This window comes from Curvibacter fontanus, from assembly GCF_054780335.1.
On record NZ_BAAGWN010000010.1, the window covers coordinates 158,394 to 170,746 of the forward strand.

Below are 12,353 nucleotides of genomic sequence, written 5' to 3' on the forward strand. Positions count from 1 at the left end.
GGTGCCCCTGCGCGAAACACCGCGGAACCGGCTTTGCCGGGCCGCTGGTGTTGCCCCCTTGAGGGGGTGACGCGCCCCTAGGCGCGACTCAGGGGTGTGGCTGATCATCGGAATTGCGAGAGGAAACGCAGGTCGCCGTCAAAGAACAGGCGCAGGTCGTTGACGCCGTAGCGCAGCATGGTGAAGCGGTCCATGCCCATGCCGAAGGCGAAGCCGATGTACTTCTCGGGGTCCAGGCCCATATTGCGCACCACGTTCGGGTGCACCTGGCCGGAGCCGGCCACCTCCAGCCAGCGGCCGGCCAGCGGGCCGCTCTGAAACTGAATGTCGATTTCGGCGCTGGGCTCGGTGAAGGGGAAGAAGCTGGGGCGGAAGCGCAGCACCAGGTCGTCGCTCTCGAAGAAGGTGCGGCAGAACTCGGTGAAGAGGTACTTGAGGTCCTTGAAGCTCACGTTCTCGCCGATCCACAGGCCTTCGCACTGGTGGAACATGGGCGAGTGGGTGGCGTCGCTGTCGACTCGATACGTACGGCCCGGGGCGATGACACGAATCTCGGGCATGACATCAAGGCCCCCACGCTCCCCCGCTGCGCGTGGGTCGCTGCCCCCCGAGGGGGCCTTCGCCCCTTGGGACGGCCCGGCGGGGCTCACGCCTTTGTCCATCCTGGCCTTGTACGCGGCCACGTGCTGCAGGGCGTGACGCACCTGCACGGGGCTGGTGTGCGTGCGCAGCAGATTGGGCGCCTTGGCGCTGCCGCCTTCTACGTAGAAGGTGTCGTGCATGGAACGCGCGGGATGGTCTTCGGGCGTATTGAGCGCGGTGAAGTTGTACCAATCGGCCTCGATCTCGGGGCCCTGGGCCACTTCGAAACCCATGGAGCCGAAGATGGCCTCGATGCGTTCCATGGTCAGGCTCACGGGGTGCAGGCCTCCGGCGCCACGCGCGCGGCCGGGCAGAGACACATCGAGCGCCTCGGCCTGCAATTGCTTGTTCAGCTCGGCATCGGCCAGGGCCTGGCGGCGGGCATTGAGCGCGGCCTCGACGGCCTGCTTGGCCACGTTGATGGCGGCACCGCGGCTCTTCTTCTCTTCCACGCTGAGGGCAGCCATGCCCTTCATCAGCTCGGTGATGCTGCCGGTCTTGCCCAGGAAACGCGCCTTGGCGTTTTCCAGGTCGGCCGGGGTGACGGCCTGGGCAAAGGCGCTCTGTGCGCTGGCGACGATGGCGTCCAACTCGTTCATGTTCACATCCGCTTATGCAAAGAGATCAGGACATCAGGGTCGGCACCGCCCACCCCATCTCCTGATCGCTTTCAAAATGACAAAGGGCTAAAGCTCTTTTAAAGCTCTAGCCCTTTTTTCTTGTGCGCGAGGCGCTATCGAAAAAATAGCACCTCTGGCGTGAAGATCAAGCAGCCAGCTTGGCCTTGACCTTCTCCACGATGCCGGCAAAAGCCGTCATGTCGTGCACGGCGATGTCAGCCAGCACCTTGCGATCGATCTCGATCTGGGCCTTCTTCAGGCCGTTGGCGAACTGGCTGTAGGTCATGCCGCACTGACGGGCTGCCGCGTTGATACGGGCAATCCACAGCTGACGGAAGACACGCTTCTTGGTACGGCGGTCACGGTAGGCATATTGCCCGGCCTTCATCACCGCTTCTTTGGCGATGCGGAAGACATTACCGCGGCGACCGCGGAAGCCCTTGGCAAGGGCGAGAACTTTTTTATGGCGGGCGCGAGCCGTTACACCACGTTTGACGCGAGGCATGTGATTACTCCTTGTTCGTCGTTGATTAAATGCCTTGGCCGGGCAGCATCTGCGCCATGTGACCCATATTGGTCGCATGCACAGCGGTGGAGCCCCGCAGGTGGCGTTTGTTCTTGGTGGTCTTCTTGGTCAGGATGTGACGCTTGAAGGCTTGGCCGCGCTTGACGGTGCCACCGGGACGAACGCGGAAGCGTTTCTTCGCTGCGCTCTTGGTCTTCATCTTGGGCATGTAAATGCTCCTATTACCTTGTGCTCGTGAGGCGTCTGGAAACCTTTTCCAGCCTTGTAGGCCCCGAGCCACTTGTTAAGTGGCGAGTTGTGACACCCCCCACTTGCTGGGCAACCGGCTTTGACACCGACCACCTCAGCGGCGGGTTTGACCCCGCCGCCCTCGATGCGGGTTTCACCCCGCGGCGTTTCGGGAAAGCTTTCGCCTTCCCGGCATTTCCTGCCGGTTCTGCAACCCGCAGGAAAAAACTCAACCTTGCGCCGCTTCTGCGGCAGGCTTGGCTGCCGCAGAAGCGGCGCCGGCCTTTTTCTTGCCCGGCGCGATCATCATGATCATCTGCCGGCCTTCCAGCTTGGGGAACTGCTCGACCACGATCAGATCCGCCAGATCGGCGCGCATGCGGTCCAGCATGGCCATGCCGATCTCCTGGTGCGTGATCTCGCGACCACGGAAGCGCAAGGTAATCTTGCACTTGTCACCCTCTTCCAAGAAGCGCTTGATGTTGCGCAACTTGATGTTGTAGTCCCCATCGTCGGTACCGGGCCGGAACTTGATTTCCTTGACCTCGATGACCTTCTGCTTCGATTTCGCCTCGGCGGCCTTCTTCTGCTCCTGGAACTTGAACTTGCCGTAGTCCATCAGGCGGCAGACGGGAGGGTTTGCAGTGGCCACTGTTTCGATCAGGTCCACATCCATCTCGCCTGCCAAACGCAGGGCCTCCGTCAGGCTCACCACCCCCATGGGCTCATTCTCGGGGCCGGAAATCCGGACCTCAGGGGCCATGATTTCACGGTTCAGGCGGTGCTTGCGCTCTTCGCGCTGGCGACGATCACGAAATTCAGTAGCGATGGTTCAATTCCTTAAAACTTTGCCGCCCCGGCACGGCTGTCAGCCGCCACTGTACGCACCAAAAGCCTGACTCACTGCCCTGCGGGGGCCGGTTCGACTGACTTGTGAGCGATGTCGTCCGCGATGAGTTGCACAAAGGCTTCGAGGGACATCACACCGAGGTCTTTGTTACCCCGGGCACGCACTGCGACGGCGCCTGCTGCTTTCTCCTTGTCGCCTGCGACGAGGATGTAGGGCAGCTTTTGCATCGAATGCTCGCGTATTTTATACGTAATTTTCTCGTTGCGCAGGTCCGTGACCACCCTAAGTTCTTGATTTGGCAAAGATTTCTTGAGTTTTTGGGTGATTTCCTGGCAGTAATCGGCCTGGGCGTCGGTGATATTGAGCACCGAAACCTGCACCGGGGCCAGCCAGGTGGGCAGCGCGCCAGCGTATTGCTCGATCAAAATCCCGATGAAACGCTCCAGGCTGCCCACGATGGCCCGGTGCAGCATGATGGGGCGGTGGCGGGCGCCGTCCTCCCCCACAAACTCGGCGTCCAGGCGTTCGGGCAGGTTCGGGTCCACCTGGATGGTGCCGCACTGCCAGGGGCGACCCAGGGCGTCCTTGAGGGTGTATTCGATCTTGGGGCCGTAGAAGGCGCCCTCGCCCGGCAGGTAGTCGAAATCGCAGCCTGAAGCCTTCAGGCCCGCGGCCAGAGCGGCTTCGGCGCGGTCCCAGCTCTCTTCGGTGCCGATGCGATTTTCCGGGCGCGTGGACAGCTTGTAGATGATGTCCTTGAAGCCGAAGTCCGCGTAGACCTTCTGCAGCAACTTGGTGAAGGCCTTGACCTCGGCCTGGATCATGTCTTCTGTACAGAAGATGTGGCCGTCGTCCTGGGTGAAGCCGCGCACGCGCATGATGCCGTGCAGGCCGCCCGTGGGCTCGTTGCGGTGGCAGGCACCAAATTCGCCGTAGCGCAGGGGCAGTTCGCGGTAGCTCTTGATGCCCTGTTTGTAGATCAGGATGTGGCCCGGGCAGTTCATGGGCTTGAGGGCGTAGTCGCGCTTTTCACTCTCGGTGGTGAACATGTTCTCGCGGTACTTGTCCCAGTGGCCGGTCTTTTCCCACAGGGCCTTGTCCAGGATCTGCGGGCCCTTGACCTCCTGGTAGCCGTTGTCGCGGTAGACGCGGCGCATGTACTGCTCCACCTCCTGCCAGATGGACCAGCCCTTGGGGTGCCAGAACACGGTGCCGGGGGAATGCTCGTCCAGGTGGAACAGGTCGAGCTCGCGGCCTAATCTGCGGTGGTCGCGTTTCTCGGCCTCTTCGAGCATGGTCAGATACTGCTGCAGCTCTTCCTTGCTGGCCCAGGCCGTGCCGTAGACACGTTGCAGCATCTCGTTGCGGTGGTCGCCGCGCCAGTAGGCACCGGCCACCTTCATGAGCTTGAAGTGCTTGAGCTTGCCGGTGCTGGGCACGTGGGGGCCGCGGCACAGGTCTTCGAACTTGCCTTCGCGGTAGAGGCTGACGTCTTCATTGGCCGGGATGCTGGCGATGATCTCGGCCTTGTAGTGCTCGCCCAGGCTCTTGAACCAGGCCACGGCCTCGTCGCGCGGCAGCACGCGGCGCACCACGGGCTCGTCCTTGGCGGCGAGTTCGGCCATTTTCTTCTCGATGGCGACCAGGTCTTCGGGCGTGAAGGGGCGCTTGTAGGAGAAGTCGTAATAGAAGCCGTGTTCGATGACCGGGCCGATGGTGACCTGCGCGTCGGGGAAGATCTCCTTGACGGCGTAGGCGAGCAGGTGGGCCGTGGAATGACGGATGACCTCCAGGCCATCGGCGTCCTTGGCGGTGACGATGGACAGCGGGCTGTCGGCGGTGATCTGGTAGCTGGTGTCGACGACCTTGAAGCCTGAACCACCTTCGGCGGGGACCTTACCGGCCAACGCGGCCTTGGCCAGGCCGGCGCCGATGGAGGCAGCTACTTCGGCCACGGTGACCGGGCCGGGGAAGTCGCGTTTGGAACCGTCGGGTAGCGTGATCTGAACCATATCTCTCACTCGCAGAAAATGAAAAAGGCGCGGTAGTGACCGCGCCTTGTTTTGAATGTGACGGCACCTGCGCCCGGGGGCGCGCGGACTAGCAACCCCTGTGGCGTTTCTCGCTGGCGGTGGTAGTTCGCGGTGTCATAACCAGGGTGCCTTTCTCGCTCTTGTGAACGGACGCTGGGTCCACAGCCCTCATTCTAACCGAGGCCTCAAACGGCAACGCCAGGGAGCGAGCCCCTGGCGTTGCGTGACAGTCGGGAAGCAGAGGCCGAGGCGGCCCCGCCGCTCAGGCGGTGACCACCTCAGCCGCTTTTTTTGCGGCGGCCGCCTTGCGGTTGCGGTCCAGCCAGCCGTTGACCACCTTGACGGTCTCGCTGACCGACTCGTTGCACAGGTCCTTCTGCTCGGCCACCAGCTTGACCAGCAGATCGATGCGCTCGATGTCGGTGGCACCGGCCGCTAGGGCGCGGGCACCCGAGGACGGCTTGAGCAGGCCCTGGCCGGCGGCGGCGTATTTCTCGAAAGGCACCATGTCGTCGCGGGAAGCACCCAGCTGCACACACAGGTCCACCACCCACTCGTACACCTGGCGCGACTGCTCCAGGTTGCCGTGCACGGCGTCCTTGATGGCGCGCATGCCGTCGGCCTGCACGCAGCGGTAGTTGCCGGTGAGCAACATGGCCCACTTGGCCAGCGGCACGAAGATGGAGTCATGCACCTTGAGCTTGACCGGCAGGTCCAGCGCCTCGCCGTTGACCGTGAGGCGGGCGGCGATGATGTCGGCCTCCATCTGCTCGAGCATGGCGGTGTGCGCGGGGTTGTCGAAGGCGGCCACCTTGAAGTTGGTGGGCAGGCCGACCTGCAGCACGTTGGGCTGCTCTTCCGGCGGACGGAAGGCTTGCGGATCAGGGCTGCACAGGGTCATGAGGCCGGGTTCGAAGTGCTCCCAGACGCTGGCGTCATGGAAGCAGGCACGCAGGGCGCTGGCGTCCAGGCCGGGGATGCGGGCCAGGTAGGGCAGCGGCGGCATGTTCATGATGGACATGCAGGGCACCTTGGCCAGTGCGATGGCCTTCATCAGCTCACGCACGCCGCTGGCGCTGTACTGCGGCTCCTGCATGGCCAGGCAGACCAGGTCGTATTGCTCGGGCTTCACGTCGGTGGGGATGACGGCGGTGAGCTTGCCGGGCAGCTGGCGCGAGTCGATCTCGACCAGGCCCTCGCGGCCCTTGACCGGCATGCGCACGCGGGTGCCCTCGCTGTTGATCAGGTTGGCGGTGTCGCGGCGGCACACCAGGCTGACCGAGTGACCCGCCATGAGCAGCTTGCTGGCGAGCAGGGAGCCATAAGAGGCGCCCAGGATCAGGATGTTGTATTTCTTGCTCATGATGATTGATGCCCTTGCGGGTCCGTAGTTTTAGAAATCGTTTCAGCGCTGGATGCTCGACTGGGGAGCGGGGCAACCGGCTTGGTATGGCACAAATATATAAACAGCTACTAATAAGGTAAATTCAATTCTTATGTTGTCATTGAATAAAACTTTTTATTAATTTTATTGAATGACAACATTTTTAAAAATAATCAAAATCGTCCCGGAAATTGCACGGGGCTGACGGACCCGCGTATCAGGCAGGCGCGTCAGCCCCGTGGCTGGGTGTCAGATGCTTAGTGGAACTGCTCTTCTTCCGTGGAGCCGGTCAGCGCGGTGACGCTGGACTTGCCACCCTGGATGACGGTGGTGACGTCGTCGAAGTAGCCGGTGCCGACTTCCTGCTGGTGGGACACGAAGGTGTAGCCACGGTCGCGGGCGGCGAATTCGGGTTCCTGCACGCGCTCCACGTAGGCGCTCATGCCGCGCTTCACGTAGTCCTGCGAGAGATCGAACATGTTGAACCACATGCTGTGGATGCCGGCCAGCGTGATGAACTGGTACTTGTAGCCCATGGCACCAAGCTCGCGCTGGAACTTGGCGATGGTGGCGTCGTCCAGGTTCTTCTTCCAGTTGAAGGAAGGCGAGCAGTTGTAGGCCAGCATCTTGCCCGGGTGCACCTTGTGCACGGCGTCGGCGAACTTCTTGGCGAAGTCCAGGTCGGGCGTGCCGGTCTCGCACCACACCAGGTCGGCGTAACGGGCGTAGGCGTTGGCGCGGGCGACGGCCTGGTCCAGGCCCTTGCGGGTCTTGTAGAAACCTTCGGCGGTGCGCTCACCGGTCAGGAAGGGCTTGTCGATCTCGTCGTAGTCGGAGGTCAGCAGGTCGGCGGCTTCGGCGTCGGTACGGGCGATCACCAGGGTGGGCACGCCCATCACGTCGGCGGCCATGCGTGCGGCGATCAGTTTCTGGCAGGACTCGCGGGTGGGCAGCAGCACCTTGCCGCCCATGTGGCCGCACTTCTTGACGGAAGCCAGCTGGTCTTCCCAATGCACGCCACCGGCGCCGGCGCGGATCATGGCCTTCATCAGCTCGAAGGCGTTGAGCACGCCGCCGAAACCGGCTTCGGCATCGGCCACGATGGGGGCGAAGTAGTCGATGTGGTCCTTGTGGCCGGCGTCGATGCCCTTGGCGTGCTGGATCTCGTCAGCACGGCGGAAGGTGTTGTTGATGGTCTCGACGACCTTGGGCACCGAGTCCACCGGGTACAGGGACTGGTCCGGGTACATGGACGAGTAGGTGTTGTTGTCGGCGGCGACCTGCCAGCCCGACAGGTAGATGGCCTTCACGCCGGCCTTGACCTGCTGCATGGCCTGACCACCGGTCAGCGCGCCCAGACAGTTGACGTAGGGCTCGCTGTGCAGCATGTCCCACAGCTTCTCGGAAGTACGTCGGGCGATGGTGTGCTCGATGGGGAAGGAGCCGCGCAGGCGCACCACGTCGGCCGCGCTGTAGCCGCGCTCGACGCCCTTCCAGCGGGGGTTGGTGGCCCAGTCTTTTTCCAGGGCGGCGATTTGTTGCTCACGGCTGAGCTGTTCGGTCAGGGTCTGCGGCATGGTGTAACTCCTAGAGCTTGGTGGATGAAACCGGTCGGTCCCGTCGCTGCGGTGCGGCCTGGATCGATGGCTCTACTTTAAGTCTTGTATAAGACTTTTAAAATCTCTTGTGTCTTATAGAAGACATATTTAATTTCATTGAAAATCAATGACTTGCATTTTTATATTCGCAATATGAAATTAAGTATCTCGTATTGAGAAATTTTGCTGCGATGCATCAGCATTGAATTTCAAATCATGAAACAAGAGTGGGCTGTTTTGAAATGCGCGCAGCCTGGTGCTTCAAGGCTTCGCACCGGGCCACGCCAAACGGTGCATGAAACGGGCTCAGCGGCGCCGCAACCAATCGCCCGTGACGATGCGCGGCCTGCCCTGCACACGCCGCGCATCGATTTCGTAGACCAGGCAGAGCAGCGGCTGGCCATCGACCTCGACGTCAACATGACGGCGCGCATATTCACCACTGGGCACCGGCGCCACCTCTTCGATGCGATCGAGCTCGCTCTCGAGTTCGGGGGTGATGGCGTAGACCTCACCCCGCACCCAGGCCTCGCCACCCAGGACCACACCGGGATAGGGCCCCAGGTCGTAAAGCGCGCCGCGGATGCGAGCCTGCCCCAGGTAACGCGGCGCCGGCGTCAGGCGGTTGATGTCGTTGGCCTCGCCGCGGCGCAGCGTGCCATAGACGAAGACATGAAGTCCGGGCTGCTCAGGCATGGGGTGGCGTCCTTCGCGGGCTCCTGGGGGCGATAAAGCGCCGGGCTTTTTCAGGCGACGGCGCAGGCTGCGGCAGGCGCACACCGAGCCGCCATCGCAGCGCATCGGCAGCGCCGCAGGGCCGTCACAGCGGCGCGCGCTGGAGCAATCGCAGACGGAAAAACGGCCGCTCCAGAGGAGAAACAGGGGTGGCAGCAGGTCTGCGTGTGCATGGGTTTCCTCTCGTCACCGCATGTGTTGAGCCCCTCCGGAAGGCGTCTCCAGAGGGAAAAAGGCGATTTGCAGAGCGTAGCAGCCCGAAAATCGCGATGAAAAAAACAACATCCCAGAGGGAGAAAACGCACTTTTCGCTTGGAGTTGCGTTTTTTCTCCTATAGCATCCGCAATACCAGAGAGGAAGCAGTTCCCTCTGGTGATTAATCAACTTCTAGAAGAGGAATTCAATCATGGCAACTGCAAAGAAGAAGGCTCCGGCCAAGAAAGCTCCGGCCAAGAAGGCCGCTGCGAAAAAGGCTCCCGCTAAAAAGGCGGTAGCGAAGAAGGCTCCGGCGAAGAAGGCCGCTGCCAAGAAGGCCCCGGCCAAGAAGCCGGCTGCGAAGAAGGCTCCGGCGAAGAAGGCCGCTGCCAAGAAGGCTCCGGCCAAAAAGGCTGCGAAGAAAAAGGCTCCGGCCAAGAAGCGCACCCCGAACGCCGCCTTCATGAAGCCCCTGACCCCCAGCCCGGCCCTGGCCGCCGTGGTGGGTTCCGCCGGCCTGCCGCGTACGGAAGTCGTGAGCAAGCTGTGGGCTTACATCAAGAAGAACGGCCTGCAAGACAAGGTCAACAAGCGCAACATCAACGCTGACGACAAGCTGAAGGCCATCTTCGGCAAGGCGCAAGTCTCGATGTTCGAAATGGCCGCCCTGATCGGCAAGCACCTCAAGTAAACGGTTCACCCCGTTGACGAAAAAGCCGGCTGCAAAGCCGGCTTTTTTATGCCCGCTCGCGGCACGCGCCGCGGGCCACCCCCGCGCTCACTTCTTCCGCCGCGCCAGCGCCGCCTGCGTGATGGCGCCCAGGGTACCGCGCGTGGTGATGACCTCGGGGTCCAGCATGATCTCGATCAAGGTGCCCTCGGGGCGGGCCACGGCGGCCTTCAGTTCCGCCTCGAATTCGGCGGTGCGCGTGACGCGTGTGCCGGCGTAGCCATAGGCGCGCGCCAGGGCCACGAAATCGGGGTTCTGAAGCTGCGAGCCGCTGACGTGCTGCGGGAACTCGCGCTCCTGGTGCATGCGGATGGTGCCGTACATGCCGTTGTTGAGCAGCACGATGAGCGTCTTGGCGCCATGCTGCACGGCGGTGGCCAGCTCCTGCCCGTTCATGAGGAAATCTCCGTCACCGGCGATCGTGAAGGCCATGCGCCCCTGGGTGATGGCCACGGCGATGCCGGCGGGCACACCGTAGCCCATGGCGCCGCTGGTCGGCGCCAGCTGGGTCTTGTCCCCATGGGCCAGGCCGCGGTAGCGCCAGAAACGGTGCACCCAGCTCGCAAAGTTGCCCGCGCCGTTGGTCACCGCCGTGTCGGCCGGCAGGTGCTTCTGCACCAGGGCCACGATGGCCGGCATGTCGATCTCACCGGGCAGGGGCTGCGGCTGCAGGTTCGCCAGGTAGTCGGCGTTGGCGGCCTGGGTCCACGCTTCCCAGGGCAGGCTGGGCGGTGCGGTCAGCACCTCCAGCGAACGCGCGGCGGCATTCATGGTGGCGTGGATGGCCAGATCCGCCTGATAGACGCGGTTGAGTTCCTCGGCGCTGCTGTGGATGTGCACCAGCTTCTGCTTAGGTCTGGGCACCGCGAGCAGGGTGTAGCCGCCGGTGGTCATCTCGCCCAGGCGCGGGCCGATGGCGAGGATAAGGTCGCTGTCCTGGATACGCTTGGCCAGCTGGGGGTTGGGCGCGATGCCCATGTCGCCCGCGTACTGCGGGTGCTGGTTGTCAAAAGTGTCCTGGAAACGGAAAGCGTTGCTCACGGGCAGCTTCCAGTTCTCGGCAAAACGCTGCAAGGCCTGCGCGGCCTGCGGTGTCCAGCCGCCGCCGCCGGCCACCACCAGGGGGCGCTGCGCGGCCAGCAACATCTCGCGCAAGCTGCGCAGGGAACCCGGATCGCTCCAGGCCTGCACCGCCTCCACGCGCGGCAGGGGAGCCACATCCACCATCTGCACCAGCATGTCCTCGGGCAGGACCAGCACCACCGGGCCGGGGCGGCCGTTCATGGCGGTGGCGAAGGCCCGGGCGATGTACTCGGGGATGCGGCGCGCGTCGTCGATGCGCTCCACGCGCTTGGCGAAGCCCTTGGTGCTGGGGCCGAAGAAGGATTCGTAATTGACCTCCTGGAAAGCCTCGCGGTCGCGCATGTCGCTGGCCACATCGCCGACGAAGAGCACCATGGGCGTGGAATCCTGGAAGGCGGTGTGCACGCCGATGGAGGCGTTGGTGGCGCCGGGCCCGCGGGTGACGAAACACACACCCGGGCGGCCCGTGAGCTTGCCGTGGGCCTCGGCCATGAAGGCGGCCCCGCCCTCCTGCCGGTTGATGACGAACTGGATCTGCTCGCGGTAGGCGTGGAAGCCGTCGAGCACGGCCAGAAAACTTTCACCCGGCACGCCGAAGGCATGCTTAACGCCCTGCTCGATCAGGCATTGCACGATCAGGTGTCCCGCTGCTTGTTGGCTCATGTATCTTTCCCGTGTGGCGCTTGGAGAGGTGTCGCTGTCCGGGACGATTATCCGTGTACGTTCGACAGCACGCTGGCGCAGCGCCTCATGGCCACCGGCACCGGCTTTCATGTCGCCGGCTACGACCTGCGCGCCGAAGCGCGTGAGGCCCTGGCCGCCCCGGGCGTACAGGCCGCCGCCACGCTGGCCGACGTGGCTGCTGCGGCTGGCTGCATGGTGCTGGCCGTCTTCAACACCGACGACGTGCCGGGCGTGGTGGAGGGCGCAGACGGGCTGCTGTCCGTCCCCGGCGTGCGGCACATCCTCGACTGCTCCACCGGCACACCCGATGCACTCGAAGCCCTGGCTGCGCGCCTCAAGAAGCGGGGTGTGGATTTCATCGAGGCGCCGCTGTCGCGCATCATCGACCAGTGCGCGGAGCGCGGCATCCGCGCCATCAGCCCCTGGCGCGATCCGGTCGCGGCCGTCGGCCTGGCCGCGGTGGCGCGTCAGCTGCGCGCCCAAGGCATGCGGCTGTCGGACTATTGCCGTGGCGGCTTCTTCCCGGCGGCCGACGCCGCCGGCCTGTGCGCCGCGCTCGACGACGACCGACGCGCCATCGACGAGGCCAAGACGCTCAACGCACCCTGCCTGGTGCTCGTGGCCGACGCCCTGCCCGGGGCGCTGGCGGGTCGGGCCACCTACAAGGAACTGGGCCGCGCACGCGCCGAGGTGCACGACGGCATCGCTCGGGTACGCGCGCGCCGGACGTGCGATCTGCTGAGCGACCGCGGCATGATGGGCGACGGCGTGATCGAGCTGCGCAAGATTCGCGGCTGGGTCGAGCAGGCCGGCCATGCGGGCTACAGCGAGGTCGAGATCTTCTCCGAGCCCGACTAGTGGAAGCGCAGCGGCGACGAGGTGTTCGACACCTGCATCGCGCGCCACCGCAGCGTCGTCTAGGGCGTGTTAACACTAATTGTGTCGAGAGTCATCGAATGCGAAACTGCAGGCATGGAGATCACACCCGAGCAATTCAAACGCATCGAACACTGCTTCCCCGTGCAGCGCGGCAACGTCAGCCTG

General features: G+C 63.6%; 10 protein-coding genes and 1 pseudogene. 2 read left to right on the top strand and 9 right to left on the bottom strand.

Going from position 1 to position 12,353, the window contains the following annotated elements; genetic code table 11:
* Positions 1–104 precede the first annotated feature (104 nt).
* The 8 genes from ACYVH8_RS06040 to ACYVH8_RS06075 all read right to left on the bottom strand — a co-directional run bounded on the left by ACYVH8_RS06040 (position 105) and on the right by ACYVH8_RS06075 (position 8,577).
* Positions 105–1,241, bottom strand: coding sequence for a phenylalanine--tRNA ligase subunit alpha (locus ACYVH8_RS06040; RefSeq protein ID WP_460487980.1), 1,137 nt, complete (start codon positions 1,239–1,241; stop codon positions 105–107).
* A gap of 166 nt (positions 1,242–1,407) precedes the next feature.
* Complete coding sequence (gene rplT / locus ACYVH8_RS06045; RefSeq protein ID WP_174252392.1) at positions 1,408–1,767, bottom strand: 50S ribosomal protein L20; 360 nt, start codon at positions 1,765–1,767, stop codon at positions 1,408–1,410.
* Positions 1,768–1,792: 25 nt separating this feature from the next.
* On the bottom strand, positions 1,793–1,996 hold the full coding sequence (gene rpmI / locus ACYVH8_RS06050) for a 50S ribosomal protein L35 (protein WP_057675808.1): 204 nt from the start codon (positions 1,994–1,996) through the stop codon (positions 1,793–1,795).
* A 249-nt stretch (positions 1,997–2,245) separates the two neighbouring features.
* Complete coding sequence (gene infC / locus ACYVH8_RS06055; RefSeq protein WP_460487989.1) at positions 2,246–2,845, bottom strand: translation initiation factor IF-3; 600 nt, start codon at positions 2,843–2,845, stop codon at positions 2,246–2,248.
* 71 nt (positions 2,846–2,916) lie between these two features.
* Positions 2,917–4,878, bottom strand: a complete 1,962-nt coding sequence (gene thrS, locus ACYVH8_RS06060) for a threonine--tRNA ligase (protein WP_460487981.1) — start codon at positions 4,876–4,878, stop codon at positions 2,917–2,919.
* 283 nt (positions 4,879–5,161) lie between these two features.
* Complete coding sequence (locus ACYVH8_RS06065) at positions 5,162–6,262, bottom strand: ketopantoate reductase family protein (protein WP_460487982.1); 1,101 nt, start codon at positions 6,260–6,262, stop codon at positions 5,162–5,164.
* A gap of 278 nt (positions 6,263–6,540) precedes the next feature.
* Positions 6,541–7,860, bottom strand: coding sequence for an isocitrate lyase (gene aceA, locus ACYVH8_RS06070; RefSeq protein ID WP_460487983.1), 1,320 nt, complete (start codon positions 7,858–7,860; stop codon positions 6,541–6,543).
* A gap of 327 nt (positions 7,861–8,187) precedes the next feature.
* On the bottom strand, positions 8,188–8,577 hold the full coding sequence (locus ACYVH8_RS06075; protein ID WP_460487984.1) for a gamma-glutamylcyclotransferase family protein: 390 nt from the start codon (positions 8,575–8,577) through the stop codon (positions 8,188–8,190).
* A gap of 446 nt (positions 8,578–9,023) precedes the next feature.
* Between ACYVH8_RS06075 and ACYVH8_RS06080 the strand changes: the two genes are divergently transcribed.
* On the top strand, positions 9,024–9,503 hold the full coding sequence (locus ACYVH8_RS06080) for an SWIB/MDM2 domain-containing protein (RefSeq protein WP_460487985.1): 480 nt from the start codon (positions 9,024–9,026) through the stop codon (positions 9,501–9,503).
* Between the two features lie 87 nt (positions 9,504–9,590).
* On the opposite strand, the gene ACYVH8_RS06085 is transcribed toward ACYVH8_RS06080, so the two are convergent.
* Positions 9,591–11,288: a thiamine pyrophosphate-binding protein gene (locus ACYVH8_RS06085; protein WP_460487986.1), complete on the bottom strand. Its 1,698-nt coding sequence runs from the start codon at positions 11,286–11,288 to the stop codon at positions 9,591–9,593.
* Between ACYVH8_RS06085 and ACYVH8_RS06090 the strand changes: the two are divergent.
* Positions 11,226–12,230 (top strand): annotated as a pseudogene (locus tag ACYVH8_RS06090) (NAD(P)-binding domain-containing protein). The gene ACYVH8_RS06085 and the pseudogene ACYVH8_RS06090 sit on opposite strands and share 63 nt — an antisense overlap.
* Positions 12,231–12,353 lie beyond the last annotated feature (123 nt).

Excerpts from the sequence above, each read along its gene's own strand:
- ACYVH8_RS06085 (WP_460487986.1), bottom strand. The coding sequence starts at position 11,288 with ATGAGCCAACAAGCAGCGGGACACCTGATCGTGCAATGCCTGATCGAG.
- ACYVH8_RS06040 (WP_460487980.1), bottom strand. The coding sequence starts at position 1,241 with ATGAACGAGTTGGACGCCATCGTCGCCAGCGCACAGAGCGCCTTTGCC.
- ACYVH8_RS06075 (WP_460487984.1), bottom strand. The coding sequence starts at position 8,577 with ATGCCTGAGCAGCCCGGACTTCATGTCTTCGTCTATGGCACGCTGCGC.
- ACYVH8_RS06080 (WP_460487985.1), top strand. The coding sequence starts at position 9,024 with ATGGCAACTGCAAAGAAGAAGGCTCCGGCCAAGAAAGCTCCGGCCAAG.
- aceA (WP_460487983.1), bottom strand. The coding sequence starts at position 7,860 with ATGCCGCAGACCCTGACCGAACAGCTCAGCCGTGAGCAACAAATCGCC.
- rplT (WP_174252392.1), bottom strand. The coding sequence starts at position 1,767 with ATGCCTCGCGTCAAACGTGGTGTAACGGCTCGCGCCCGCCATAAAAAA.
- rpmI (WP_057675808.1), bottom strand. The coding sequence starts at position 1,996 with ATGCCCAAGATGAAGACCAAGAGCGCAGCGAAGAAACGCTTCCGCGTT.
- ACYVH8_RS06065 (WP_460487982.1), bottom strand. The coding sequence starts at position 6,262 with ATGAGCAAGAAATACAACATCCTGATCCTGGGCGCCTCTTATGGCTCC.
- thrS (WP_460487981.1), bottom strand. The coding sequence starts at position 4,878 with ATGGTTCAGATCACGCTACCCGACGGTTCCAAACGCGACTTCCCCGGC.